A 25,490-nucleotide genomic window follows, 5' to 3' on the forward strand; every position below is an offset into this window, starting at 1 on the left:
CAGCAGCGTTTCGAACGCACGAACTGGAGACCGATGAAGGCAGTAGTGTGCACGGCCTACGGACGACCGGAAGTCCTTCAACTCAGGGACGTGAGGAAGCCCGTTCCGAAAGCCAACGAAGTGCTGATCAGAATTCGCGCCACGACGGTGAGCGCTGCCGATTGTGAGCTGCGGAGATTCGACTTCGCCCCTTGGATCTGGCTGCCGATGCGGCTTGCGTTCGGCATAATCCGACCCAGGCAACCCGTGCTCGGGCAGGAGCTTGCCGGTGACATTGAGTCGGTGGGCAAGGACGTCACCTCGCTCGAGAGGGGCGAGCGGGTCTTCGCGGCGACGGGCGTCGGGCTCGGGGCCTACGCGGAGTACGTCTGCTTGCGCGAGAACCCCCAGACCGGGGCGCTCTCGAGCATGCCGATCAACCTGAGCTACGAAGAGGCTGCGGCCGTGCCCTACGGGGGCGGGGAGGCCTTGGCGTTCCTACGGAAGGCCGACGTCCGGCACGGACAGAGGGTACTTGTCAACGGGGCGGGCGGGAGCTTTGGCACGTTCGCGGTCCAACTTGCCAAGATCCTCGGTGCCCACGTGACCGCGGTGGATGCCGCGCCAAAGCTCAAGATGCTGCGCGCGATCGGTGCGGACTGCGTTATCGACTACGCTCAGAACGACTTCACCGACAGCACGGAGACCTACGACGTCATCTTCGACGTTGTCCGCAACACACCGTCCGGACGCATGGTGATGTCACTGAACGAGAACGGATGCCTGCTCATGGCCAATCCGGGCTTCATGCAGTTCGTTCGCGCCAAGTGGGCGGCGAGGCGAAGCACGAAGCGAGTGTCGTTCGCGCCATCGACCGATACGAGTGGGGACCTGGCTCACCTGCGAGGGTTGATTGAGGCGGGAAAGCTGCGCCCGGTCATCGACCGGCGCTTTCCGTTGGAGCAGATGGCCGAGGCCCACCGCTACGCCGAGACACAGGAGAAGCTGGGCAACATCGTGGTCACCGTCGCGTAAGCGAGTCCGCTCCTAGCCGGCGCTCGAGGCTGTCGAGGATCAGGTCGAGGCCGAATTCGAACGCTGCTTCTTCGTCGTAGGGCTCCTCGGCGTATTCCATCGCAACGGCGGCGAGGGAGGGGTGCGCGCCCGGCGGGATAGCGGCGAGGACGTCCTGGGCCACCTCGATCGTGTCCACATCCTCGCTCGGCGAGAAGTTGGAGCGCTGGCGCTCGAAGCCGTAGATGTAGCCGTCGAGCGCGATGAACGCCCACGAGGCGATTACCGGGGAGAACCCGGCGTGGATCAGCGTGCCGAGGACCCGATCCGCGTAGAGAAGGCTGTAGGGACCGCTCCATACCCGGGAGTCCATGAGCCCCGCTGCCCATCGGTGCCGCACGAAGACTTCCCGTGCCGAGACCGCCCGGCGTCGCATCGCTTCCTTCCAGTCGACGTCACTGGAAGGAAGGTCGATCTCGGCAGCGGCGAGATCGGCCATGCCGCTGAGCAGGTCGTCCTTTCCCGCGACGTGGTTGTAGAGCGACGCCGCCTCGACTCCGAGCCTTCGACCGAGTTCGCGCATGGTGACCGAGTCGATCCCGCTCTCATCTGCGAGGTCCATCGCCGCGCGCACAACGCGTTCCCGGTTGAGCGTTTCTCGCGATTCGCCACTACCTGCTGCCCGAGCGATCATGCGACTCCTTCGACTGTCCGCGCGCAAGACCGAACTCCCGCGCCCCTTGACATACTAACACCGTTAGTACACTATGACCAACGGGTACTAACAGTGTTAGTTACCAAGGCTCGTGCCAGATGCGCGGGCGACACCTGATTGGAAGGGTTGATGGAATGAACGACACGGGTACGAGAATCTCAACGCTCTGGATCGTGGTCATGCTCAACATGGCCTTTGCGGACATCGTTGGATTCATCCAGCCTGGAGCGTTGGAGGGCGTCGCCGGACCGGGGGGCGTGCAGATCACTCAGGGGCTGCTGCTGGTGTTCGCACTACTCATAGAGATCCCGCTCGCAATGATCTTCATGTCCCGCATCCTGAAGCGGGCTGCGAATCGCTGGGTGAACACCGTGGCGGCTGTGATCACGTCCGTGTTCGTAGTAGGCGGCGGGTCGATGGAGCTTCCCTTCTACGCGTTCTTCGCAGCTGTGGAAGTCGCGTGCATGGCTTTGATCGTCTTGTTCGTCTGGAGGCAGCGCAGCCCGGAAGCCGCTTCGCTGCAGCCGGTAGGCTAACAGGCCTGAAAGGCGGAGGAACACCATGAAAGCAGTCATCCAGACCGGCTACGGTTCCGCGGACGTGATGGAGCTCAAGGAGCTCGTGAGGCCAACGCCGGGGGAGGGTGAGGTGCTCGTCCGCGTGATGGCGGCGTCCCTTGCCGCCGGCGAGTACTTCGGGATGAGGGGCAAGCCGTTCCCGATACGGTTCTACATCGGCTTCCCCAAGCCCAAGAAGGACTTTGTCGTTGGGATCGACTTCGCGGGGGTCGTCGAAGCGGTCGGCCCGAACGTGACCCGTTTCCAGCCCGGCGACGAGGTCTTCGGCGAGTGCCACGGCTCGTGCGCCGAGTACGCGGTCGCCGGGGAAGGCAGCATCGCGCCCAAGCCGGCGAGCCTCTCCTTCGAGCAGGCCGCAGCCGTTCCCACATCGGCCTGCACGGCGCTGCAGGCTCTTCGCGACCACGGCAAGGTCGGGCCCGGCCAGAAGGTGCTCATCAACGGCGCGTCGGGGGGCGTGGGGCCCTTCGCCGTACAGGTCGCCAAGGCGCTCGGCGCCGAAGTGACCGCTGTCTGCAGTCCGAGGAATGTGGAGATGCTCCGCTCCATCGGTGCCGACCACGTCATCGACTACACCAAGGAGGACTTCACCAAGGGGAGCGCGCGCTATGACGTGATCCTGGACAACGTGGGAAGCCACTCGTTGTCGGCCACGCGCCGCGTGCTCACGTCCACCGGGCTCCACGTTCCGAGCAGCGGTCACGCCGGCATGAGCTGGGTCATCGCAGCCACGCTGGCGGGGGCCTTCGTGCGACAGCAGGTGTCTCCGTTCATCGCCGCCACGAACACCGAGACCCTGCTTGCCCTCAACGAGCTCATCGAGGCAGGCAAGGTCACTCCGGTCGTCGATCGAACCTATCCCCTCGGCGAGAGCGCCCAGGCGTTCGCCTATCTGGACGAAGGGCATGCGCGCGGCAAGGTCGTCATCGCCGTGAAGCCTGCGTAGCCGTAGTTGGGGTCAGCCCCGGGAAGAGACGGTCGGACCATGGTGGACGTGAGAATCACGCTGTCGGGACTCTGGATTGCTGTCATGCTGACGTATCTTCTGGGGGACGTGCTGCGCGGATTCGCCGGCCATGTGGTGCCCGGGGAGATACAGGGCAAGGCCGTCAGTCAGGTCACATGGGTGCTGATTGCAGCGATAATGCTCGTCCCGATCGTCATGCTCGTTTTGTCCCTGACGCTCCCGTATCCCTCGATTCGCTGGGTGACCTTGGTCGCGGCAGCAGGCTCGGTGATCTTCAATCTCGCCGGACTGCCGTACGAAGGCGCCTACGACAACTTCCTGATCGGTGTTAGCGTTGTCTTGTGCGGGTTGATCGGGTGGTACGCCTGGACGTGGCCGACGTCCATTGGCTAGCGGCTGCTTCAAGCCGGCATGAAGGGAGTCCAGTGGATACGGTTGAGACCAGCGGACGATTGGCGACCATTGCGGACCTGACTCCAAGGCAGCTCTGGGCCGTCGCTGCCATCGTGGCCGCTGTTCTGTTCGGGCTTGCCGGCTTGATCGGTGCCATCGGCTACCTGGTTGCCGTCTCGCGGTACAGGTAGCCGTCTCCGCTGCTACCCGTGCAGATCGCCCCGCTCGCCGCGTCTGTCTCCGCTCGACGCGCGCATAGTAAAAAATACTTGACACCATGTCTAGACCTCTTTACAGTGTGAGATGTCAAAGAAACCTGACATCAAGGAGGTCAAGATGTCGTTCGAAGAGAAGTTCACCTGGGTCAGCACGGTGGTGTCGACATGCGTGGCGGCCGTCTATTTCGCAATCGTGCTCGGGCAGGTGCGGACCGTGCCGGTTGCGGAGATCGCCTACCAGCGGCCACTGCTCATCGCCATCGGCTCGCTGATCGTGCTCACGATCATCGGAGCCATCGTCACAGCCATTGTCACGGCGATCGGGGCCGCAGTGACCGCGAAGATCACGGGCGAGGGCTCGATCGAGGACTCGGTCGGCGACATCGGCCGCAAGGACGAGCGTGACGAGGACATCAACCGGCGCGGTGAGCTCATCGGCTACTACGTCTCGTCGGCCGGGATGGTCGGCGTGATGGCCCTGGCGATGCTGCGCTACGACCAGTTCTGGATCGCGAACGCACTCTACCTGTCGTTCGTGGCCGGGGCGATCGTTGCCGCGGTGGCCAAACTGGTCGCCTATCGCAGGGGCTTCTAGCCATGGGTAAGCCGACGCGGGTCACCAACAGCATCCGCACGCTCCGGTTCGCTGCCGACGAGATGACACAGTCGGAACTGGCCAGCCGGGTTGGCGTGACCAGACAGACCATCATCGCCATCGAGCAGGGCCGCTACTCGCCGTCGCTCGAGGTCGCGTTCAAGATCGCCGGCGTGTTCGGCGTGCCGCTCGACGACGTATTCCACTACCCGGGGGAGAAGTCATGAACACCGCTATCACGCCGAATCACAGCGTCCTACTGCTCGGCGGTACCGGGCGCACCGGCGGCCGCGTCCTGAAGCAGCTGCTCGACCGAGGGGTCGCCGTCCGCGCGATCGTACGGTCCGCCAGCCGGCTCCCCGAGGGCGTTACCGGGCATCCCGGGCTGACGGTGCTCGAGGCCGACGTGCTCTCGCTCTCCCGCGAGGAGATGCTCGAGCAGGTCCGCGGATGCGACGCGGTCATCAGCTGCCTGGGCCACAGGACCGACCTCAAGGGTATCTTCGGCGCTCCACACGAACTCGTCGCGCCCATGGTCGAGCGGGCATGCGCCGCGGCGGCCGCGGTTCGGCCGACCGAGCCCATCAAGGTCATCCTCATGAGCACCGTCGCGGTCCACCGGTCCGGCGGTCTCGACGAGCGCCGTGGCGCCGCCGGGAGGGCGTTCATGGGGATCCTCCGGGCTCTCGTCCCACCGGCGAAGGACAACCAGGACGCTGCCGACTTCCTGATCGAACACGTCGATACGGAGAGTCCCTTCGTCCAATGGGTGGCGGTCCGCCCCGACACGCTGGTGGAGGGCGACGTCTCGGAGTACGCGTTGCACGAGAGCATCGTGAGCAGTCTCGCCAAGCCGGACGACACCAACATGGCCAACGTCGCGCACTTCATGTGCGAGCTGGTCACAGAGCCGGCCGTGTGGCACGCGTGGCAGGGCAAGCTGCCGGTCATCGTCAATGCCGCCAGGGCATGACGGAAGGATGGAAGCCGTGACCTCGTCGAGAAGAGCCGCGATCACCGCCGGTGTCCTGTTCCTTGTGGGCACAGCAGCCGGCGTGCTGAGCATCGTCGGCGCCGCGGACGGTCCGAACTACCTGCGCGAGGTCGCGGCGAACGGGACCCAAGTGATCGCTGGAGCGCTGTTCCAGCTTGTCACGGCTGGTGCGTACGTGGGCGTGGCCATCGCCCTGCACCCGGTCCTCAGGCGGTACGGTCCGACAGCGGCCACCGGGTTCCTCGGCTTCAGGATCGCGGCCGGGGTCCTCAACATGCTCGGGGCGCTCATCTTGCTGCTACTGCTCGATCTGAGCAACCGGTTTGTCGGCGCGGGCGCTCCGGTCGCATCGTACTTCGAGACCGTAGGGGCCCTGTTGCGGATCGGCCGTGACGGGATGAACCACGTCGCGATGATGCTGGCCCTGATCGCCGGCGACGCCATGTACTACTGGGTCCTCTACCGGGCCAGGCTGGTCCCCAGGTGGCTCTCGGGCTGGGGCTTCGTCGGGCTCGCCTTCACCATGGTCGCGAGCCTCCTGGTGGTGGGCCGTCTCGTCGAGGTCGTGAGTCCAGCGTATGCAGCCTTGATGGCGGTGCTGGGCCTGCAGCAGATGGCTCTGGCGATATGGCTCATCGTGCGAGGACTCGATACAGACAGTCAGGCTGAAGGGATCAGCTCATGAAGGCGGTAGTGTGTACGGCATACGGCTCCCCCGACGTCCTTGAGCTTCGCGACGTGGCGAACCGGTCCCAGGGGATCACGAGGTACTGATCAGGGTGTACGCGACGACGGCGCACCGTGGTGACGTGAGGATCCGCAAGTTTGACGTTCCCCGGGGACAACGATTCATGGCTCGCCTCGTCCTCGGCTTCACCCGCCCGAAGAACCCGATCCTCGGGATGGAACTGGCAGGCGTGGTCGAGTCTGTCGGCAAGGACGTGACGCTGTTCAAGCCGGGCGATGAGGTCTTCGGGTTCACGGGATGGGGACTTGGCGCGTACGCGGAGTACGCATGCATACGCGAGATGCCGAGGAAGTCGGCCACGAAGGACGGGATGCTCGCCATGCGGCCAGCCAACATGACGCTGCAGGAGGCTGCCGCCGGGGTCGCTACCGGTGCTGCAACAGCTTTGAGAGTGCTTCGGAAGGCGAACATCAAGGCCGGCCAGAAGGTCCTGATCTACGGTGCCTCCGGGAGTGTGGGCACCTACGCGGTGCAGCTCGCCAAGGCACTGGGGGCGGACGTCACGGGGGTCTGCAGCACCGCCAACCTGGAGTTGGTCGGATCCCTCGGGGCCGATCACGTCATCGACTACACGCAGCAGGACTTCACCGAGGGCGACGAGACCTATGATGTCATCTTCGACGCCGTGGCCAAGCCCTCGTCCTCGCAGGGCAAGAAGGCCCTGAAGCCGAATGGCATCTACCTCAACGTGGACAGGGACTCGGGCTCCGGCGGTGGAGGGAGTCCCGAGGATCTCGTCTTCCTCAAGGAACTCATCGAGGCCGGGGCGGTCCGGGCCGTCATCGACAGGTGCTATCCGCTGGAGGACATCGTCGAGGCCCACACGTATGTCGAGCAGGGGCATAAGAAGGGGCATGTGGTAGTCTCCGTCGCGTAGCACCGCGGCCCGAGGCCTGGCTCATCGAGGCGTTGCCGCGCCAACGATGAAGGAGCAGTGGTGGAAGCAGAAGGCCGATTCCCCCACCGGTTCTTCGTGGTCACGTTCGCGTGGTCGTGGCTGATCTGGTTGCCTCTGGTCCTTGCAGGGGCGGGTGTCATTCCACTCGGAGAGGACCTGGTTGGCCCCGTGACCGTGGCGGCGGTCGTTCTGGGCGCTTTTGGGCCCGCCGTCGGGGCGTTCTACTCGCTGCGGACATCGCGCGGTAAAGGCGTGATTCGCGAGTACCTCCGCGGCCTGATGGACCTTCGCTTCGGCTGGTGGGGGTGGCTCACGCCCCCGTTGGTGCTCGGCGTGACCACCTGGCTGGCGTGGATACTGCCGGAGCTGTGGGGAGCGCCGCGCCTCGAGATGCTCTTGCCCTCCGTGTGGGTCTTCCCGCCGGTCCTGCTGCTGATGGTCTTCCTCGGCGGCGGGCAGGAAGAACTGGGCTGGCGCGGTTACATCCTAGACCCGCTGGAGGAGCGACTGGGACCCTGGCGGGGCAACCTGGTGCTCGGGATGGTCTGGGCCGTGTGGCACGTGCCTCTGTTCTTCATGCCGGGGACCAGTCAGCGCTACGTGCCATTCGTCGGGTTCACGCTCGTCCTGATCGGCTACTCCTACCTCTACGCCGCGGTCCGCGAGGCCGCCGGCAAACGCACCATGGCGGGTCTCGTTGCCCATGGCTGGGGCAACGCGTTCGTTCCCCTGTTTCCCACGATCGTGATGGCCGAAGGAGCGGCTCAGCCGCGCTACTGGATCTGGGCGGGCCTTACGCTGCTGGCAGGTGTGGTCGCTATGGTCGTCCGGTCGAGAAGGGCACAAAGCAGACTCGGGAGCCCTGGCCTACCCGACGGTCAGACGGCATGATGGGGGCGAACGCGTCGAGGAATGCACCGGGGGGAGCTCGTGGAGAAGGTCGATCTCAAGCGGGAGTTGAAGCACCTCTACCTGCCGTCTTCGAAGCAGGTCGTGGCCGTCGATGTCCCTGCCATGAGCTTCCTGATGCTCGACGGGCGGGGCGATCCGAACACATCGCAACCCTATACTGATGCGGTGGAGACGCTCTTCGTGCTGTCGTACGCCATCAAGTTCGCTGTCAAGAAGGGCCCACTTGCCATCGACTACGGCGTGATGCCGCTGGAGGGGCTCTGGTGGGCGGACGACATGTCGGACTTCACCACTGGCGACCGCTCGGGGTGGCTGTGGACCATGATGATCATGCAGCCGGACTTCGTCACCCGCGAGATGGTCGATGAGGTCGTTGCCGCGGTTCGGAAGAAGCGGGATCCGGTGGCGCTTCCCGGGGTTCGACTGGAGACCTTCACCGAGGGCGCGGCCGCTCAGATCATGCACATCGGGCCGTTCTCGGATGAGGGCCCGGTCATCGAGCGTGTCCATGACTTCATCGAGCAGTCGGGGCGTGAGCGTGCGGGCAAGCACCACGAGATCTACCTCTCGGACATCCGCAAGGCAGATCCCGCGAACTGGAAGACGGTCATCCGTCAGCCCATGAGGTGATGACTGAAGCGGCCGTCTATCTGACAACGTCGTGTCGGGTGAACTCGGGTTGGGAGCGGGCGTAGGGGTTGCAGGTTACGCCCAAGACTACGTTAGGCATATGGAGGTGGGGAGTATGCGAAGAGCGGCTCGAGTCTATCTGATCGTCGTCAGCATCCTGAACGGTCTGGCCGGTCTGGTCTGTGGCGTGCTGTTCATCGCCAGCCCGGACGGGAGTCTCATGGGATTCCAGCCGCTGATTGCGGTCGTGCAATCGCTCCCACTTGCCGACATCTTCTTCCGTGACCTGTGGTGGATCGGCGTCGCCATGCTTCTCCTTCTTGCCGTCCCTAATCTCGCGGCCACAGTGATGCTGTTTCGGCGGGGTGCACACGAGTACCATGTCACCTTGGCCGCAGCAGCCCTTCTCATGCTGTGGTGCGGGTTCGAGATCGTCTTCATGTTCAACGTTGCAGCCGTAGGCTACTTCTTGGTCGGAGCCATCTCGGCATTTTGCTCGGTCTTGCTGCTCAGAACCCGGAGGTAGCAAGTGAATGCAGTCTCGATCGCAGCCGTTGTCTTCGCAGTCGTGACGGTTGGTGCGACAGGGTTCCAGTTCGCGCTCGCTCTAGGCGCACCTTGGGGTGCCTACGCGATGGGCGGCAGGTACCCCGGACGCTTCCCCGCGCCGATGCGGATCGCGGCCGTGGTGCAGGCGCTCATCCTCGTGGGGCTGGCGGGCGTGGTCCTCGCTCGCGCCGGGTTGATGCTTGAGACGTGGGCCTCGGCCGCATCGTGGCTCATATGGGTGGTGGTCGCCTTCTCCGCGGTGAGCCTCGTCTTGAACTCGATCACAACCAGCAAGGGCGAGCGACTTGTCTGGGTGCCGGTCGCGATCGTGATGCTCGCATCGAGCCTGGTCGTTGCGCTTCTCGGCTGATTGACCGAGGTCTCGGCGCGAGGCGCGCAACAGGGCGCCAGAGTCGTAAACTCTTCGTGTAATCTGCCGCCCCGGAGCCGTTCCCGTCGATAATGGTGGGAGTTGCCGACGAAAGCGGAGGGCACTCCGATGGACCGCACGCGCGTTCTGTTCCTGTGCACCGGAAACACCGCGCGCAGCCAGATGGCCGAGGCCATTCTTCGAGACCGTGCCGGTGAGCGATTCGAGGCTCACAGCGCAGGTCTTGAGCCCAGCGACGTCCGCCCCGAGGCGATCGCGGTTCTTGAGGAGATCGGCATCTCGGCGGATGGCCTGCGCAGCAAAGGGGTAGAGGAGTACCTCGGTCGCATGCACATCAACTACCTCATCACCGTGTGTTCACACGCCGAGGAGCACTGCCCACGCATCTGGCCCACCGGCGGCGAGCGCATCTTCTGGCCCGTTGATGATCCTGCGGTCGTCGACGGTTCGGAAGACGAGCGACTCACGGCGTTCCGGCAAGTGCGGGATCACCTCATCTGGCTCATCGATGAGTGGATCGCACAACCGTAAGACGGTACACACCCTCATCGTCCTGTGAGACGCCTCCAGGCAGTCTCGCCCTTGCGCCTGATGCGCCACAGCACGATGGGCGGCATCCTGCGCGCGACGTCGACACGCCGGGCGACGTAGAGCTCCAGCTGCCGGAGCTCGTCGGGCGCGAGGTCGTGCAGCAACGTGTCGAACGTGTCGATGGGGATATCCGTGGCGAGTGCTCGCAGCCGCTCTCGCACATCCGCAGACACTTCGGCGACGGGCTCGGCGAGCTTTTCGAGCTGCTCTTTCAGCGACGGAAGAGCAAGGAGCCGCGGCCCCTTCGCTTCTTCGTCGAACGCCGCGAACTCGTACTCGAATGGAGCGTCGTAGATCGGTCGGCCGGTGACGGCGTACATCTCGCAGTAGAGGTACTTGATGGCCAACAACGGCAGCCCTTCCTTCTCGATGCGACGCATCGAGGTTCGAATGGCGGCGGTGCGGAGCACACGGAACTTGGCCACCTTCGCGGCTCGCTGCGCGTACTCGTGATCCTCTGCCAGCACGATCGCCTCGTCGAATCCCCCGATCGCCTCATGCACGTCACGCCGTACAAGGATGCAGAAGCCCGGGGCGTGCGGCGCGATGTGCTGCATGAGCAGCAGGTAGAGGTTCGCAGCGTCACACGCGAAGATGTTCGCCGGGTTGCGCTCCACCGGCTCGATCTGTCCGGCGGCGCAGCCGAGCTCGCGTTCGAGGAACTCGCTCGCGGCCCGTTCGATGAACCCGCTGTCCGGTTCGTCGTCGGCGTCGAGGAAGAGGATGAGCTCGGTAGTCGCTACGGCGGCGCCCGCGTTCCGTCCGGCCGCAGGCCTACCGCCCTCCACCACGATCGCTCCGCGGCTCTCGGCGATCGCGCGTGTGGAATCGGTCGACTGCGCGTCGGCCACGACGATGGCCTCGGCCGGCCGTGTCTGGGCCGCAAGCATGTCCAACAGCCGAGGCAGTCGCTGCGCCTCGTTGAGGGTAGGGATGACCACGGTCAGGCCAGCCTTCATGGCGCCCCTTTCAAAGGACTGCCGACTTCTCGTCACGTTTCTCGCACACAACGATAGCCCGGGCTGGCGTGACGCGTCGAACGGGCCAGCTTCCTCGAACACGGAGAGGAATCCCAGGTGCGCAGCTCCACGCACTGCACCGCCACTGAGGGCGTGTCCGATCCTCGGCCGACTCACGCGACCCACATTCTCACGGTACGACGCTGACTTCCTCGTGCAGCCACTCGGCCATGAACGCCATGCCCGAGATGAAGAAGATCGACATCGCCGAAGCTCCGGCGAGCAGTCGACGAAGCGTGACACGCTCACACACTCGGCGCATGATGTTGCAGTTGCAGGTCAGTTCCAGGGGGAGGGGTTGAGGGCCATGCAGTTCCATGCGGTGAGAACGGGTAAGGCCGGTCTTCGCGAGGGTGAGGGCGAGGCTGGTGGCGAAACCGGGCGCAAGCCGCTCGAGGAGAGTGCGCTGAATCTGCTCAAGCACATCCCGGGCGAGGCGAGCGGGTTCTACCTCCTGGCAGCGGGCGCTTTCGAGAAGCCGAGCGTGACCACGCTCGGGATCCTGTTCGTGCTGGCGCTCGTCATCCTGTTCGTCGTGCGGTTTGCGGCGAAGGCGAGCGTCGCGGTGATTCTCACCAGCCTCGGGGCGTTCGCGATCTGGATGTTCGCCATCGACCAGGGCTTCTTCCAGGCCGTGTTCCCGAGCCTGCTGCCAGCGCCGATGGGGCTCGTTCTGGCCGCGTTCTACTCCACTATCGTCACCACGCTCGCGGGTGCGGGCAAGATCAAGTAGCTGGAGCCGCTGAGGCCACCGGACCGCCGCGGGATGTGGCGGGGCGATCGGCGGCATGCGCTGGATCGACTGGTCGTCACCTGGGGGTGAGGGTCGTTGAAACGATGGGTCGGCCGAAGCGTCGCGGTGATCGGCGTGCTCCACACGATTGTCGGCGGCATGATCTTCGGATTCGTGCTGCCGGGGATCATCGAGTCAGGGTTCTTCAACACAGTGGGCGAGGGTCAGCCCGATGCCAGGAATGCGGCGTTCTGGTTCTTCTTCTGCGGGTTCCTTCTGATACTCTTCGGCGGACTACTGGACCAGACGGAGCGGTCCGGCACGCGCATTCCGGCGTACGTGGGCTGGGGGTTTGCGGCTTTCGCTGTGGTGGGAGCGGCGATGATGCCGCAGTCGGGCTTCTGGCTCCTGTTGGTTCCCGTCGCTGGCATTTTCTTGCAGCGGCGGTCGCTTGTGCGTCCAGTAGCAACGGCCGCTGGGCTCGACCTTGATGTTCTCCCGGACTCGCTTGCCGTAGTCCGCCTCCCGGCGGATGCCCCGATGCCTGGATGGCTGTCGGCTGGCGCGCTGACGTCTATTACGCGAACTGCCGAGGAGACGTCTGTCGTGTGTGATGCCTCGGCCGTGCCGGATGGCGTTCAGGCCGAATGCGGGTGGCGGGCGATCGCCGTTCGCGGGCCACTCGACTTCGACCTCACCGGACTCCTGCTCTCGCTCGCGCGGCCGCTGGCCGAGACGGGAATCCCGATCTTCGCGCTTTCCACCTACGAAACTGACTATGTCCTCGTGCGTGAGTCTGCGCTCGACACCGCGTTGGTCGTACTCTCAGAAGCGGGGCATCGCGTCGGATAGCGTACGTTCACGGACAGGGCACACCACGGCAGGGCGGGGGGAAGCGCCTGGGCTACACTGGAGTCGGCAGTTCATCCACACCGGAGGTCACACGGAGGCCCGTTGGCCGACACGCCAGGCACCGTAGGCCGCAGCATGCTGCAGTCGCTCAAGAACGATCCCTCGGTGAGGGACCGCAAGGTCGCGCCGGGCACCGCGCGCCGCATCATGCGTTACGTGCGGCCGTATCGATGGCGGCTCGCCGTCTTCCTGGCGTTCGTGACGATCGACGCTGCGATCGTGGCGATCGACCCGCTCATCTATCGCGACATCATCAACCGCGGCATCCTCGGTGGTGATGCGCAGCGGGTGATACTGATGGCCGCGCTCGTGGCCGGGCTGTCGGTGATCAACGCCGGAGTCCTGCTTGTCCAGCGGTGGGCCGCCATGGCGGTCGGGCAGGGCCTCATCTACGACCTGCGCACGCAGGTCTACGCGCATGTCCAGCGCATGGGGCTTGCGTTCTTCGTCCGCACGCAGACCGGCGCACTGGTGAGCCGTCTCGACAACGACGTCGTCGGTGCCGAGAACGCGCTCACCAACGTGCTCTCGAGCGTCATCGGCAACATAATCCGGGTGGCGTTTGTGCTCATCGCTATGTTCGCGCTGTCCTGGCGCCTGACGCTACTCGCGCTCGTGTTGCTACCGCTATTCGCGCTGCCGGCCCGATGGCTCGGGCGCCGCATCCAGGCCATTACACGAGAGGGTTACGACCTCGCGGCGCAGATGAACACCACGATGGTCGAGCGCTTCAACGTGGCCGGCGCGCTTCTCGTGACGCTCTTCGGCCGCGCTGCCGAGGAGGACAGCACCTTCGCGGCCAAGGCCGGACGCGTGCGCGATATCGCGATCACGCGAGGGCTGTACGGTCGCATCTTCTTCGTCTCGCTCACGCTCACCGCGGCTCTGGCCACGGCACTCGTCTACGGTTGGGGCGGGGTGCTCGCCGTGAGGGGGTTGCTCGACGTCGGTACCGTGGTGGCGCTCACCGCCTACCTCGGCCGTTTGTACGCGCCGCTCACCGCGCTATCGAACGTTCACGTGGACGTGATGACCGCGCTCGTGTCGTTCGAGCGCGTCTTCGAGGTGCTGGATGTCGAACCGCTCGTTCCCGAGCGTGCTGGAGCAGTCGCGATCCCGCGCGGACCGGCGCGCGTGGAGTTCGACGACGTGTCGTTCTCGTACCCGACGGCGAGCGAGGTTTCGCTCGCGTCGCTCGAGTCGGTCTCGGTACCCGAAGCGCCGAGCGCACACGTGGTGCTTCGTGACATCAGCTTCGTGGCCGAGCCGGGCCAGCTCGTGGCGCTTGTGGGCCCGTCGGGCTCGGGCAAGACCACGATGAGCAACCTCATCCCGCGTCTGTACGACGTGCGACACGGCGCGGTGCGCATTCACGGGATCGACGTGCGTGACGCCACGACCGAATCGCTCCGCAACGTGGTGAGCATGGTCACGCAAGACCCCCACATGTTCCACGATACGATCCGTGCCAACCTGCTCTACGCCAACCCGGGCGCGACCGACGATGAGCTGCGCGATGCACTCGCCGGCGCGCAGATCCTGCCGTTGGTCGAGTCTCTGCCGGAGGGCCTGGACACGATGGTCGGCGATCGTGGCTACCGTCTCTCCGGTGGCGAGAAGCAGCGGATCGCGATCGCACGGCTCCTGCTCAAAGCGCCGGATGTGGTGGTGCTCGACGAGGCGACCGCGCATCTGGATTCTGAGTCCGAGGTCGCGGTACAGCGTGCGCTCAAGACGGCCCTGGCCGGACGTACGTCGATCGTGATCGCACATCGGCTGTCCACGATCCGGGACGCCGATCAGATACTGGTGATCAGCAACGGGATGATCATGGAGCATGGGCGACACGAGGAGCTGCTCGAAGCGGGGGGACTCTACGCCGAGCTGTACCGGACGCAGTTCCGCTCAAGTACAAGCGAGGCACTCGATCAGCCGCGTTGATTCGCCCGACCGAGGAGCACCGATAGGCCGTCGCCTCGGCAAGGCATTGGACGATAGGCACCCTTCACCTACGAGAGCAGCGGACTGATCGCGTTGATCGCCAGGCCGATCGCGATGCTGCCGAAGAAGAAGAGTCCCGTGATGATCCAGGTCGCTCGTCTTCCGAAGAGCGGGAAGAGCAGCGCGATCGATGAGATGCAGATCCCATTGCCTGCGAGCGTCAGCGCGATCGCATGCCCCATCGGCAGGCCCATCTTCATGAGCGGCTCGAGCATCAGCACGTCTTCACCCGAGCAAAGGAACAGCGGCAGCCCGATGCCGGAGGCCAGCACAAGTCCGAGGAAGCTGCTCGACAGGTAGTCGCCAACGATCCGCGGCGGTAGGTACACCGTGATCACCGTGCCCAGAATCGTGCCGATCAGGATGTACGGCGTGAGGTAGCTCAGCAGCCTGAACGCCGACTCCCAGATGGGTCTCGAGCCGTCGAGGCTCATGCCGCCGCTACATCCCTTGCACGACAGAACGCCGGCCTCCGGAGCCGCCTGGTCGACCTCGCCGGCGAACCGCTCGACCACGTATCCGGCGATGTAGGCGAGCAGCCAAACGGAAACGATGCGCCACATCGTGTACTCCCAGCCGAGCACGCCGTAGCCGAACGAGATCACGAACGGGTTCAGTACCGGCACGATGACCATGAAGCAGACCACCGCTCGCAGCGGGACCCGTTTGGTGGCAAGCAGGCTGTACGAGAAGGGGACCGCCGCGCAGCTGCAGATCGGCATGATCGAGGCGAAGATGCCCGCACCGAACATGCTGGTGGGCATCAGCTTCGCGCGCTTGTGGAGCAGCCTCGCGATGATCGCGGACAACACGCAGCCGAACACGAAGAAGGGGAGCACCTTGATGCTGAACGACACGAGGATGTCCCAGAACACCGGCGCGTGCTCGCCCTTGACCTCGGTGTCGACCTTCGTGCAGACCGTGCAGTAGATGTAGAGCGCCACCGAGAAGATCGACACGACCCACACGATGATCTTCTTCGCTCGGTCCGACATCGGGAGCCCCAGCCGCGGGCGCATCGCCTGCCACCACTGCTCGACCGCTGCACTGCGCTTCCGCAGGAACCAGACGATCAGCGTCGCGCCGTAGATGACCGACAGCACACTACCGATGTACGTATATGTGCTCTCAACCGCGTCGATGAACTCCTGCATGATCCCCCCGGATCTCCCCTGGCGCACTGCCCCGTATCACTACTGCCGATCGAGCGATCGTCCCCCCCGCCGCGAGTGCGCTCGACGGTAGGTCGGCCAACCCGAGCACGAATGTGTAGCTGTCGAGCACCGTACCCCGACGCGCCGCTCCCGCCAAGTCGCAGACGTACGCGCGCGTCATTCCCTTCGGTGGCGGCGCACCACTTCGGCTCCATCCCGGTCTTAAGCCCGAGCGGCAACTCGGCTATGGTAGCAGTGTCCGCGAGGGGCGGTCATCACGGGAGGGAGCGTTCATGCGCACGCACTGCCTTCAACACATCGCGGTCGAGGGACCTGCGTACATCGCCGAGTGGCTTGCCGCAGGGGGCCACGAACTCACCATCACGCGCCAGTATGAGGGCGAGTCACTGCCCGAACCGTCGGCCGTGGACCTGCTCGTGGTCATGGGCGGGCCGATGGGGGCGAACGACGACGCCACCGTGCCATGGCTCGCCGCCGAGGTGGCGTTCATCCGCGATGTGATCGAAGCCGGCACGCCGGTCCTCGGTGTGTGCCTCGGCGCGCAACTCGTGGCCCGCGCGCTCGGCGCCGCCGTCCACCCGAATCCCGAGTTGGAGATCGGGTGGTTCCCCGTGCGATCCGTCGCGCCGGCGTCCGACGACGTGTTCTCATTCCCTGCCGAGCTGACGGTATTCCACTGGCACGGAGACACGTTCGAGCTGCCCGAAGGCGCTGTGCTGCTTGCGAGCAGCGATGCCTGCGCGAATCAGGCGTTCCAGTACGGCGACCGGGTGATCGCCCTGCAGTGCCACCTCGAGGTCACGCCGGTGGCCGTTGCGGGCATGACGTACCTGTTCGCCGAGCACCTTCGGCCGGCGCCACACGTGCAGACCGAGGACGAGATCCTGGAGGCCCCTTGCGTGGGCTACGCGGTCAGCAACGCGCTGATGAGCGAGGTACTGGCCTTTCTCACGCGCGAGCGCAGGTAGGCGCCACGCCGACGGTCGCATGTCGGCGCCGCTGGTATACTGGAACGCGCACGGTGATGCAGTCACTGCGGGAAGGGGAGCGCCATGAAGTTCCTTCTTCGTATGGCCGTTTCGGCGGCCGCGATCTTCGGCGTTGCGTATCTGTCGGACGGCTGGCTGCTGAAGGTGGACTCGTTCTGGCCGGCTGCGGTCATCGCGGCTATCGTGCTCGCGCTCGTCAACGCGATCGTGAAGCCGATCGTGAGCTTCTTCTCGCTCCCGGTCACGTTCCTCACCCTCGGCCTGTTCTCGCTCGTGATCAACGCCGGCATGCTCTATCTCGTCGCGTGGGTCGTGGACGGTGTCCACACGACCGGCTTCATACAGACGGTCCTCGCCGCAATCGTCATCGCGATCGTAAGCTCGGTCGCCGGCGCGCTGCTCTCCAAGGAGGACTAAGAGGCCCGGTATGAGCGAGGACACCGGCATCGACGAACCGTGCGGGACCGCCGAGGGCGATCTCGTCCTCATCACGGGCATGTCCGGGGCCGGCAGGAGCGAGGCGATCCATACCTTTGAGGACCTCGGCTACTTCTGCATCGACAACCTGCCGCCTGCACTGATCGGGCAACTCGTGTCGCTCACCGCCCTCCCCGGTAGCCGAGTGCGCCGCATCGCCGTGGTGTGCGACGTCCGCGGCGGCGACTTCTTCCGGGAGCTTGCCGCCGAGCTCGACGACCTCGAACTGGTCGGTCATCCGTTCCGCATCCTGTTCCTCACCGCTGATGACCGCACGCTCGTGCATCGCTTCAAGGAGACGCGCCGTCGCCATCCGCTCGCCGAGATGGGGGCCGTCGCTGACGGCATAGCGGCGGAGCGCAAACTCGTCGAGGCTGTTCGCGAGCGCGCCGACCTCATCATCGACACAAGCACGCTCCGCCCCCAGGAGCTCCGCACGCTGATCCGCGAGAAGTTCATCTCCGATGGCGCCGAAGCGCAGCTCACCGTCACGGTCTCGTCGTTCGGCTTCAAGTACGGTCTGCCGATCGATGCCGACATCGTGATGGACGTGCGCTTCCTTCCCAACCCGTTCTACATCGACCGTCTGCGCACCAAGACCGGCCTCGATCGCCCGGTTCGCGCCTTCGTGCTCGACAAGTCCGAGACCACTGTGTTCCTCGACCGGTGGTTCGCGATGCTCGATCTCCTGCTGCCCAACTTCGTAGCCGAAGGCAAGACGCAGCTCAACATCGCGCTGGGCTGCACGGGCGGACAGCATCGTAGCGTGGTCCTCGCTGAGCGCACCGCTGACTTCGTCCGCTCGCTCGGCTATCCGGTCTCCGTGAGCCATCGCGACATCACCAAAGACCGGTCGCGCTCATGAGGCGGCGCTCGGCGGTCGCCATCGGTGGAGGCACGGGGCTTCCCCTCGTCCTCGGCTGCCTGCTGCGCGGGGAGTTCGACGTGACCGCGGTCGTGACCGTGGCCGACGACGGCGGAAGCTCCGGACAGCTCCGTCGCGAGCTCGGCATGCTCCCACCGGGAGATATCCGCAACTGCCTCGTGGCGCTCGCCGATCCGGAAAGCGAGCTCGCCCGCGTCTTCCAGTACCGCTTCGCCGAGGGGGAGGGGCTCGCCGGCCACGCGCTCGGCAACCTCATCATCGCGGCGCTCGCGGATCTGGAGGGCGGGTTTGCCGAGGCGGTCGAGGAGGCAGGCCGGCTGCTCGGCGTGCGGGGTCGCGTGCTTCCCTCAACGATCGCCGACGTGGCGCTCTCCGGCCGCGACGCAGCCGGTCGTCTCGTGAAGGGCCAGGCGAAGCTCGCCGAAAGCGATGGACCGGTCACCACCGTGTGTCTCGATCGGCCGTCCGTGCCGGCCTATCCCCCGGCGCTCGAGGCGCTTCGTACCGCCGATGTGATCGTCGTCGGGCCGGGCAGCCTGTTCACGAGCGTGATCCCGAACTTCCTCGTGGACGGCATCGCCGGGGCGGTCGCCGAAAGCGATGCCACCGTCGTCTACGTCTGCAACGTCGGGAACCTGCGCGGCGAGACGAGCGGGATGGACGCGGCCGACCACGTAGAGGCCCTCCTGCGCCACGGCCTGACCGGCCTGATCGACGTCGTGCTCGTAGACTCGGCGGTCTCGCACGAGGACGGGCTGCACGTGACGGGCGGGCCGGACGTGCTCGCCCGCATCGAGGCGCTCGGCATGCGCGCATGTGCTGCGGACCTCTCCGACCATGCGGACCCCATGCGCCACGACCCCGACCGTCTGTTCGCTGCGCTTGCGGAGGTGTGGTGATGTCCTTCACTGCCGAGGTGAAAGAGGAACTCGCCCGCGTGGAGAACACCAAGCCGTGCTGCGCGCATGCCGAGCTCTCGGCGCTCGTACGCGTTGAGGGAACGCTCCATTACACCGGCGGCGGCCGCATGCGTCTCGAGATCGCCACCGAGACCGCGCCGGTAGCTCGCAAGGTCATCAAGCTGCTGCGCTCGGTGTTCGACCTCACGACCGAACTCACCGTGCGACGCTCCGTGCTGCACAAGTCGAACAACTACCTGATCACGGTCGTGGATCAGCAGGGTCTCACCGTGGCGCTCACCGAGCTCGGCATCCTGGACGAGGACCACTCGCCGCTTTACACCGTCCCGGGCTGGCTCGTGAAGAAGGACTGCTGTGCGATCGCCTACCTGCGCGGCATGTTCCTCGGTGGCGGATTCGTCGCCGATCCGCACGGCGACTTCCATTTCGAGCTCACTGCCGAGTCCGAGGAGATCGCAGCCGATCTCGTGAAGCTCATGACCCGCTTCGGCATCAACGCGCGCGTGACGAGCCGGCGCGGCTCCTACGCCGTGTACCTCAAGGGTGCCGAGCCGATCGTCACCTTCCTCGCGCTCGTGGGCGCGCACCGCGCCCTGCTCCGCACGGAAGACGTGCGCATCATCAAAGAGATGCGCAACGACGTGAACCGTCTGGTGAACGCCGAGACCGCGAACCTGCAGAAGACCGCCAACGCGGCCGCCGAGCAGGTCGCTGCGGTGCGGTCGCTCGAGCGCGCCCGGGGCCTCGATGCGCTCCCGCCGGCACTGCGCGAGATAGCGTTCCTGCGGCTCGAGAACCCTGAGGTGAGTCTGCGCGAGCTCGGGGAGCTCGCTGACCCGCCGCTCTCCAAATCGGCCGTCTACCATCGCATCAGACGGCTGGAGGAACTGGCGGAAGACGGGTAGGTACTGTGTCGGGCACCGACGTCCGTCGTGCCCGTTTCATGGTTGTTCGGCTAGTATGCACTGGTGGGTCTTCGGGCCCCACGGGGTGGTGTCCATCGACAGAGGAGGGTTCCACGTGACGATCCGCGTAGGCATCAACGGTTTCGGGCGCATTGGCCGCCTGGTCTTTCGTGCGTGTGCAGGCGATCCGGCTATCGAGATCGTGGCAGTCAATGACCTGACCGATGCGGCGACGCTCGCCCATCTGCTGAAATACGACTCCGTCCACAAGATCTTCCCGTACGAGGTCAAAGCGGGCGATGGTTCGTTCACGGTCGACGGTCGCGAGGTCAAGGTGTACGCCGAGAAGGACCCGGCGGCCCTGCCCTGGGGCAAGCTCGGCGTTGACGTGGTCGTGGAGTCCACAGGCCGATTCACCGACGCCACCAAGGCGCAGGCGCACCGTGACGCGGGCGCCAAGAAGGTCATCATCTCGTCGCCGGCCAAGAACGAGGATTTCACCGTCGTCATCGGTGTGAACGATGCCGATTACGACGCGGAGAAGCACAACATCATCTCCAACGCGTCATGCACCACCAACTGCCTGGCGCCGTTCGCGAAGGTTCTTCGTGACAGCTTCGGCATCAAGTACGGGTTCATGAACACGATCCACAGCTACACCAACGACCAGATCATCCTGGACTCGCCGCACAAGGACCTGCGTCGCGCCCGGGCGGCAGCGATGTCGATCATCCCCACGTCCACAGGCGCGGCGAAGGCGATCGGCCTGGTCATGCCCGATATGAAGGGCCTGCTCGACGGCATGTCGATGCGCGTTCCCACGCCGGACGGCTCCGTGGTCGACCTGGTCTGTGAGCTCAACACCTCGGTCACGCGTGACGACATCAACTCCGCCATGAAGGCGGCCGCTGACGGCCCGATGAAGGGCATCCTGGAGTATTGCACCGACCCGATCGTGTCGATCGACGTTGTGGGTAACCCCGCATCCTCGGTCTTCGACTCGTTGCAGACCATGGTCATGGGTGGGTCGGGCACCTTCGTGAAGTGCGTGTCGTGGTACGACAACGAGTGGGGCTACTCGAACCGCGTCCGCGATCTCATCAAGATCGTCGGCTGAGAGGCAGCTGCCGGGCGAGGCGTCCTTGAAATCGAGGGCGCCTCGCTTGTTGAAAGGTCCCGTTCTGAGCACGAGCCGGGAGGTCGCATGTTCTCAAAGAAGACCGTGAAGGACGTCGATGTGCGTGGAAAGCGTGTGCTCGTGCGCGTCGACTTCAACGTGCCGCTCGCCGGTGATGCCGTCACCGACGACATGCGCATCCGCGCGGCGCTGCCCACGATCCGCTACCTCATCGACCACGGCGCGCGCGTTGTGCTCGTCTCGCACCTCGGCAGGCCCAAGGGCGAGCCGGACCCGCAGTTCTCGCTCAAGCCCGTCCGCCGGGCGCTGCAGCGGCTCATCGGCCGCAATGTGGCGTTCTCTCCCGACATCGTCGGACCGGAGGCCGAGGAGACCGTAGGTCGCATGATCGACGGCGAGATCCTCATGCTCGAGAACGTGCGGTTCGATCCGGGCGAGAAGGCCAACGACCCGGAGTTCGCGCGCAAGCTCGCGGCACTGGGCGAGATCTTCGTGAACGACGCCTTCGGCGCTGCTCACCGGGCACACGCGTCGACCGCGGGCGTGGCGGCGTACCTGCCGGCATACGCGGGCATGTTGCTCGCCCGTGAGGTGGAGACGCTCACCCGCATCCTCACCGAGCCGGACCGCCCGTTCGTGGCCATCCTCGGTGGGAGCAAGGTGAGCGACAAGTTCGGCGTGATCGACAAGCTCATCGAGGTCTGCGATACGGTGCTCATCGGTGGCGGCATGGCGTTCACCTTCCTGGTGGCCAAGGGCCTCGAGGTGGGCAACTCGATCGTCGAGGCCGACTGGGTCGAGCCGGCCAAGCAGATGCTCGAGAAGGCGCGCACCACCAACGTGGAGCTCGTTTTGCCCACCGACTTCGTGATCGCCGCGGAGATGACCGAGGACGCCGAGACCCGGATCGTCGGCCGGGAGGAGATTCCCGTCGGCATGATGGGTCTCGACATCGGCCCGAGCACGATCGAGCTCTACAAGGGCGATGTTGCGTCCGCCAAGACGATCTTCTGGAACGGGCCCATGGGCGTCTTCGAGATGACGCCTTTTGAGACCGGCACGAAGGAGGTCGCCGTCGCAGTCGGGCGCAACGGCCGCGCCGTGTCGGTGATCGGCGGCGGCGACTCGGTGGCCGCGCTCAAGAAGTTCGGCCTCGAGGATCGCGTGACGTTCGTCTCGACCGGAGGCGGTGCGTCGATGAAGCTGCTCGAGGGTGCGGCGCTTCCGGGCGTCGACGCGCTCATGGACAAGGAGTAGGAGTCCCCATGGAACGAAAGATGCTCGTCGCGGGCAACTGGAAGATGTACACCACATCGGGCGAGGGGGCCGTGCTCATCCAGGACCTCGCCGATCGCGTGCGCGAGGTTTGGGACGACGTGGAGGTGGCTGTCTGCCCGCCCTTCACGGGCCTCAGGGCCGCGTCCACGGTCATCGAGCTCGACAAGCTCACCATCGCGCTCGGCGCGCAGGACATGCACTGGGAGGCCGAGGGAGCCTTCACCGGCGCCATCGCGCCGCAGATGCTCACCGAGCTCAGATGCGACTACGTCATCATCGGCCACTCGGAGCGCCGGGAGTTTTTCGGCGAAACCAACGAGACCGTCAACCGCAAGGTGCGGGCGGCCTTCGCGGCCGGACTCGTGCCGATCATGTGCTGCGGTGAGAGCCTCGCGGTCCGCGACGCGCTCGAGACCGAGTCGTTCGTGCGCACGCAGGTGCTCGAGGGCGCTGCCGGGCTTGAGCCGGCCGAGGCAGCCAAGCTCGTGATCGCCTACGAGCCGATCTGGGCGATCGGCACCGGCCGCACGCCCACGCCCGAGGCCGCGAACGACGTGTGTCGCACCATCCGCGCCACCATCGGCGCGATGTACGGGCCTCCCGCCGCGATGGCCGTGCGCGTGCTCTACGGCGGCTCGGTCAAGGCCGAGAACGCGAAGATGTTCTTCAACGAGCCCGACATCGACGGCGGACTCGTGGGCGGGGCGGCACTCAATGCCGACTCGTTCGCCGACATCGCAAGAGCGGCCCTGTAAGGTGGCCTCGCGTCCCCCGGTCGCGCTCATCATCATGGACGGGTTCGGCATGGCCGAGCCCGGTCCGGGCAACGCGATCTCGCTCGCGCGCACGCCCAACCTTGACGCGCTCTTCGCCGAGTGTCCCTGGACGACGCTGCTCTCGAGCGGGCTCGCCGTGGGCCTGCCCGAGGGACAGATGGGCAACTCCGAGGTGGGCCACCTGAACATGGGTGCGGGGCGCGTGGTCTATCAGGAGCTCACGCGCATCGATGCTGCGATCGCCGATGGGTCGATTCTCGACAACGCCGTGCTCGCCGAGACGATCGACACCGCGGTGGCCGCCGGCGGCGCGGTGCACTTCATGGGGCTCGTCTCGGACGGTGGCGTCCACTCGCACCAGGAGCACCTCTACGCGCTGGTGCGCATGGCGGCGGCCCAGGGCGCGACCCGCGTCTTCGTGCACGCGTTCCTCGACGGCCGCGATGTGCCGCCTTCAAGTGGCCTCGAGTACGTATGCGCACTCGAAAGCGTGCTCGCCGACCTGGGCGTCGGTCACGTGGCGACCGTGATGGGGCGCTACTACGCGATGGACCGCGACAACCGGTGGGAGCGCGTGGAGAAGGCCTGGCGCGCCATGGTTCTCGGCGAGGGCGTGCCCGCCGAGTCCGCGACCGGAGCCATCGAGGCGTCCTACGAAGCGGGCGTGACCGACGAGTTCGTGGTGCCCGCAGTCGTGACCACCGATGGCAAACCGGTGGCGCGGGTGCGGGGCGACGACGCCCTCATCTTCTTCAACTTCCGGCCCGACCGTGCCCGGGAGATCACCCGTGCGTTCGTCGACCCGGCGTTCACGGGCTTCGTGCGCGCACACGTCCCAGCGGTCCAGCTCGTCTGCCTCACCGAGTACGACCCCACGATCCCGGCACCGATCGCCTTCCCCAAGGACCTCCCGTGCTGCGTGCTGGCCGACGTTCTCGCCGAGGCGGGCCTGCGCCAGCTGCACATCGCGGAGACCGAGAAGTACGCGCACGTGACGTTCTTCTTCAACGGAGGCGCCGAGGCGCCGAAAACGGGTGAGGAGCGCGTTCTCGTCCCGAGCCCGAAGGTCGCCACGTACGATCATCAGCCCGAGATGAGCGCCCCAGAGGTGACCCGTCGTCTCGTGGATGCCATCTCGGAGGGCCGCGCCGACTTCTACGTCGTGAACTACGCGAACTGCGACATGGTGGGACACACCGGCGTCCTTGACGCGGCGGTCGCGGCCGTCGAAGCGGTGGACGCGGGCGTCGGCGCGGTGGTGGCCGCGGTGCGCGACATGGGCGGCTCAGTCATCATCACCGCCGACCACGGTAACGCCGAGAAGATGTTCGACCCGAGGACAGACGGTGCCTTCACCGCTCATACGTTGAGTCCGGTGCCGTTCATCTGCATCTCGCCGGACGTCCCCGAAGTGGCCGACGGCGGCATCCTCGCCGATGTGGCTCCCTCGGTCTGCGCGCTGCTCGGCATCGCGGTGCCGACCGAGTGGACTGGCACCTCACTGCTGCGGGGTATACCGCGCGTCTGATTTGACCCTTGAGCTGGACCGTGCCTCACGTCTATACTGACACGGCTTGCTTCGACTGACTCGCCGTTTCATCGCGGCGTCACCAAGGAGAGTACCGTGAACGTTGTTGCATATATCGCACTGGCTATCCACGCAATATGCGCTATCGGCCTCGTTGTATTCGTTCTTCTGCACTCCGGCAAGGGGACGGGCGTCTCGTCCCTGTTCGGTGCCGGCATGCCGGCCTCGGCCACCGGCACCGGCATGATCGAGAAGAACCTCGATCGCATCACGGTCGGCTTCGCCGCAGGTTACGGCGTTACGGCGCTTGTGCTGATGCTGGCCTATCGCCCCGGCGTGTAGTATCACGCGCCCTGGCTGCGCATTGAATGAGGCCCGCCGAACCGGCGGGCCTCATGCTTTTTCGAGGGTTCCCGGAGGGGGCTCCACGCTTGCACTTCGATGCAAACAGGCACAAACTAATGCCTTAGTTAAGCGGAGCAGCCGCGGCCGGCGCAGTGATTCCGGCTGCCTTGAAGGCCGCTCGAGCCGCCGTAGGGAGGGATGTGCGAGGCGAGATGCTGTTCTGAGTTGATGGCACG

At 65.6% G+C, this 25,490-nt stretch carries 31 protein-coding genes and 1 pseudogene; 28 read left to right on the forward strand and 4 right to left on the reverse strand.

Annotated features, from left to right (window positions below; genetic code table 11):
* Positions 1–33: 33 nt before the first annotated feature.
* Positions 34–1,014, forward strand: coding sequence for an NAD(P)-dependent alcohol dehydrogenase (locus Q7W51_04700; GenBank protein MDO8847669.1), 981 nt, complete (start codon positions 34–36; stop codon positions 1,012–1,014).
* Here Q7W51_04700 and Q7W51_04705 read toward each other — a convergent pair.
* Positions 1,001–1,687, reverse strand: coding sequence for a TetR/AcrR family transcriptional regulator (locus Q7W51_04705; GenBank protein MDO8847670.1), 687 nt, complete (start codon positions 1,685–1,687; stop codon positions 1,001–1,003). The two genes, Q7W51_04700 and Q7W51_04705, sit on opposite strands and share 14 nt — an antisense overlap.
* 155 nt (positions 1,688–1,842) lie before the next feature.
* On the opposite strand from Q7W51_04705, the gene Q7W51_04710 reads away from it, so the two are divergent.
* From Q7W51_04710 to Q7W51_04775, 14 genes and pseudogenes are all read left to right on the forward strand, one after another.
* Positions 1,843–2,244, forward strand: a complete 402-nt coding sequence (locus tag Q7W51_04710) for a DUF6326 family protein (GenBank protein MDO8847671.1) — start codon at positions 1,843–1,845, stop codon at positions 2,242–2,244.
* Between the two features lie 25 nt (positions 2,245–2,269).
* A complete protein-coding gene (locus Q7W51_04715) occupies positions 2,270–3,232 on the forward strand; it encodes an NAD(P)-dependent alcohol dehydrogenase (GenBank protein ID MDO8847672.1) in 963 nt (320 codons plus the stop codon).
* A gap of 39 nt (positions 3,233–3,271) precedes the next feature.
* On the forward strand, positions 3,272–3,646 hold the full coding sequence (locus tag Q7W51_04720; GenBank protein MDO8847673.1) for a hypothetical protein: 375 nt from the start codon (positions 3,272–3,274) through the stop codon (positions 3,644–3,646).
* Positions 3,647–3,678: 32 nt separating this feature from the next.
* Positions 3,679–3,837 (forward strand): hypothetical protein, encoded by a 159-nt coding sequence (locus tag Q7W51_04725; GenBank protein ID MDO8847674.1) that lies wholly within the window; start codon positions 3,679–3,681, stop codon positions 3,835–3,837.
* Between the two features lie 145 nt (positions 3,838–3,982).
* Positions 3,983–4,459, forward strand: coding sequence for a hypothetical protein (locus tag Q7W51_04730; GenBank protein ID MDO8847675.1), 477 nt, complete (start codon positions 3,983–3,985; stop codon positions 4,457–4,459).
* Between the two features lie 2 nt (positions 4,460–4,461).
* A complete protein-coding gene (locus Q7W51_04735) occupies positions 4,462–4,686 on the forward strand; it encodes a helix-turn-helix transcriptional regulator (GenBank protein MDO8847676.1) in 225 nt (74 codons plus the stop codon).
* Positions 4,683–5,432 carry an SDR family oxidoreductase gene (locus Q7W51_04740; GenBank protein ID MDO8847677.1) on the forward strand — a complete coding sequence of 250 codons (750 nt, stop codon included), beginning with the start codon at positions 4,683–4,685 and terminating at the stop codon, positions 5,430–5,432. Before Q7W51_04735 ends, Q7W51_04740 begins: the two co-directional genes overlap by 4 nt.
* A 16-nt stretch (positions 5,433–5,448) precedes the next feature.
* On the forward strand, positions 5,449–6,138 hold the full coding sequence (locus tag Q7W51_04745) for a DUF4386 domain-containing protein (protein MDO8847678.1): 690 nt from the start codon (positions 5,449–5,451) through the stop codon (positions 6,136–6,138).
* Positions 6,135–7,078 (forward strand): annotated as a pseudogene (locus Q7W51_04750) (NAD(P)-dependent alcohol dehydrogenase). Before Q7W51_04745 ends, Q7W51_04750 begins: the two are co-directional and overlap by 4 nt.
* Positions 7,079–7,138: 60 nt before the next feature.
* Positions 7,139–7,990 carry a type II CAAX endopeptidase family protein gene (locus Q7W51_04755; GenBank protein MDO8847679.1) on the forward strand — a complete coding sequence of 284 codons (852 nt, stop codon included), beginning with the start codon at positions 7,139–7,141 and terminating at the stop codon, positions 7,988–7,990.
* Positions 7,991–8,029: 39 nt separating this feature from the next.
* Positions 8,030–8,641, forward strand: coding sequence for a GyrI-like domain-containing protein (locus Q7W51_04760; GenBank protein MDO8847680.1), 612 nt, complete (start codon positions 8,030–8,032; stop codon positions 8,639–8,641).
* Positions 8,642–8,756: 115 nt separating this feature from the next.
* Positions 8,757–9,167 carry a hypothetical protein gene (locus Q7W51_04765; protein ID MDO8847681.1) on the forward strand — a complete coding sequence of 137 codons (411 nt, stop codon included), beginning with the start codon at positions 8,757–8,759 and terminating at the stop codon, positions 9,165–9,167.
* A 3-nt stretch (positions 9,168–9,170) separates the two neighbouring features.
* Complete coding sequence (locus tag Q7W51_04770) at positions 9,171–9,560, forward strand: hypothetical protein (GenBank protein ID MDO8847682.1); 390 nt, start codon at positions 9,171–9,173, stop codon at positions 9,558–9,560.
* Positions 9,561–9,689: 129 nt separating this feature from the next.
* Positions 9,690–10,112: an arsenate reductase ArsC gene (locus tag Q7W51_04775; GenBank protein MDO8847683.1), complete on the forward strand. Its 423-nt coding sequence runs from the start codon at positions 9,690–9,692 to the stop codon at positions 10,110–10,112.
* A gap of 14 nt (positions 10,113–10,126) precedes the next feature.
* Here the strand turns inward: Q7W51_04775 and Q7W51_04780 are convergent, their stop codons facing one another.
* Both Q7W51_04780 and Q7W51_04785 read right to left on the reverse strand, forming a co-directional pair.
* Positions 10,127–11,131, reverse strand: coding sequence for a glycosyltransferase (locus Q7W51_04780; protein MDO8847684.1), 1,005 nt, complete (start codon positions 11,129–11,131; stop codon positions 10,127–10,129).
* Positions 11,132–11,321: 190 nt separating this feature from the next.
* A complete protein-coding gene (locus Q7W51_04785; protein ID MDO8847685.1) occupies positions 11,322–11,453 on the reverse strand; it encodes a hypothetical protein in 132 nt (43 codons plus the stop codon).
* 36 nt (positions 11,454–11,489) lie between these two features.
* Here Q7W51_04785 and Q7W51_04790 point away from each other — a divergent pair, with 36 nt between their 5' ends.
* The 3 genes from Q7W51_04790 to Q7W51_04800 all read left to right on the forward strand — a co-directional run bounded on the left by Q7W51_04790 (position 11,490) and on the right by Q7W51_04800 (position 14,777).
* Positions 11,490–11,924, forward strand: coding sequence for a hypothetical protein (locus Q7W51_04790; protein MDO8847686.1), 435 nt, complete (start codon positions 11,490–11,492; stop codon positions 11,922–11,924).
* 96 nt (positions 11,925–12,020) lie between these two features.
* Positions 12,021–12,776, forward strand: coding sequence for a DUF6463 family protein (locus Q7W51_04795; protein ID MDO8847687.1), 756 nt, complete (start codon positions 12,021–12,023; stop codon positions 12,774–12,776).
* 135 nt (positions 12,777–12,911) lie between these two features.
* Positions 12,912–14,777, forward strand: a complete 1,866-nt coding sequence (locus Q7W51_04800) for an ABC transporter ATP-binding protein (protein MDO8847688.1) — start codon at positions 12,912–12,914, stop codon at positions 14,775–14,777.
* Positions 14,778–14,845: 68 nt separating this feature from the next.
* Here the strand turns inward: Q7W51_04800 and Q7W51_04805 are convergent, their stop codons facing one another.
* Positions 14,846–15,991, reverse strand: coding sequence for a permease (locus Q7W51_04805; protein ID MDO8847689.1), 1,146 nt, complete (start codon positions 15,989–15,991; stop codon positions 14,846–14,848).
* A gap of 293 nt (positions 15,992–16,284) precedes the next feature.
* On the opposite strand from Q7W51_04805, the gene Q7W51_04810 reads away from it, so the two are divergent.
* The 10 genes from Q7W51_04810 to secG all read left to right on the forward strand — a co-directional run bounded on the left by Q7W51_04810 (position 16,285) and on the right by secG (position 25,251).
* Positions 16,285–16,980: a type 1 glutamine amidotransferase gene (locus tag Q7W51_04810; protein MDO8847690.1), complete on the forward strand. Its 696-nt coding sequence runs from the start codon at positions 16,285–16,287 to the stop codon at positions 16,978–16,980.
* Positions 16,981–17,064: 84 nt separating this feature from the next.
* Positions 17,065–17,418, forward strand: a complete 354-nt coding sequence (locus tag Q7W51_04815) for a phage holin family protein (protein MDO8847691.1) — start codon at positions 17,065–17,067, stop codon at positions 17,416–17,418.
* Between the two features lie 10 nt (positions 17,419–17,428).
* On the forward strand, positions 17,429–18,343 hold the full coding sequence (rapZ, locus tag Q7W51_04820; GenBank protein MDO8847692.1) for an RNase adapter RapZ: 915 nt from the start codon (positions 17,429–17,431) through the stop codon (positions 18,341–18,343).
* Positions 18,340–19,263 carry a YvcK family protein gene (locus Q7W51_04825; protein ID MDO8847693.1) on the forward strand — a complete coding sequence of 308 codons (924 nt, stop codon included), beginning with the start codon at positions 18,340–18,342 and terminating at the stop codon, positions 19,261–19,263. Before rapZ ends, Q7W51_04825 begins: the two co-directional genes overlap by 4 nt.
* Positions 19,263–20,189, forward strand: coding sequence for a DNA-binding protein WhiA (whiA, locus tag Q7W51_04830; GenBank protein MDO8847694.1), 927 nt, complete (start codon positions 19,263–19,265; stop codon positions 20,187–20,189). Before Q7W51_04825 ends, whiA begins: the two co-directional genes overlap by 1 nt.
* Positions 20,190–20,304: 115 nt before the next feature.
* Positions 20,305–21,306 (forward strand): type I glyceraldehyde-3-phosphate dehydrogenase, encoded by a 1,002-nt coding sequence (gene gap / locus Q7W51_04835; protein ID MDO8847695.1) that lies wholly within the window; start codon positions 20,305–20,307, stop codon positions 21,304–21,306.
* Between the two features lie 87 nt (positions 21,307–21,393).
* The gene (locus Q7W51_04840; GenBank protein MDO8847696.1) at positions 21,394–22,584 is read left to right on the forward strand and encodes a phosphoglycerate kinase; all 1,191 of its coding nucleotides are present in this window, start codon (positions 21,394–21,396) and stop codon (positions 22,582–22,584) included.
* Between the two features lie 8 nt (positions 22,585–22,592).
* The gene (gene tpiA / locus Q7W51_04845; GenBank protein ID MDO8847697.1) at positions 22,593–23,360 is read left to right on the forward strand and encodes a triose-phosphate isomerase; all 768 of its coding nucleotides are present in this window, start codon (positions 22,593–22,595) and stop codon (positions 23,358–23,360) included.
* A gap of 1 nt (position 23,361) precedes the next feature.
* The gene (gpmI, locus tag Q7W51_04850; protein MDO8847698.1) at positions 23,362–24,909 is read left to right on the forward strand and encodes a 2,3-bisphosphoglycerate-independent phosphoglycerate mutase; all 1,548 of its coding nucleotides are present in this window, start codon (positions 23,362–23,364) and stop codon (positions 24,907–24,909) included.
* A 96-nt stretch (positions 24,910–25,005) separates the two neighbouring features.
* Positions 25,006–25,251, forward strand: coding sequence for a preprotein translocase subunit SecG (secG, locus tag Q7W51_04855; protein ID MDO8847699.1), 246 nt, complete (start codon positions 25,006–25,008; stop codon positions 25,249–25,251).
* Positions 25,252–25,490: the final 239 nt, after the last annotated feature.

It is taken from the genome of Coriobacteriia bacterium, from assembly GCA_030652115.1.
GTDB lineage: Bacteria > Actinomycetota > Coriobacteriia > Anaerosomatales > Anaerosomataceae > UBA6100.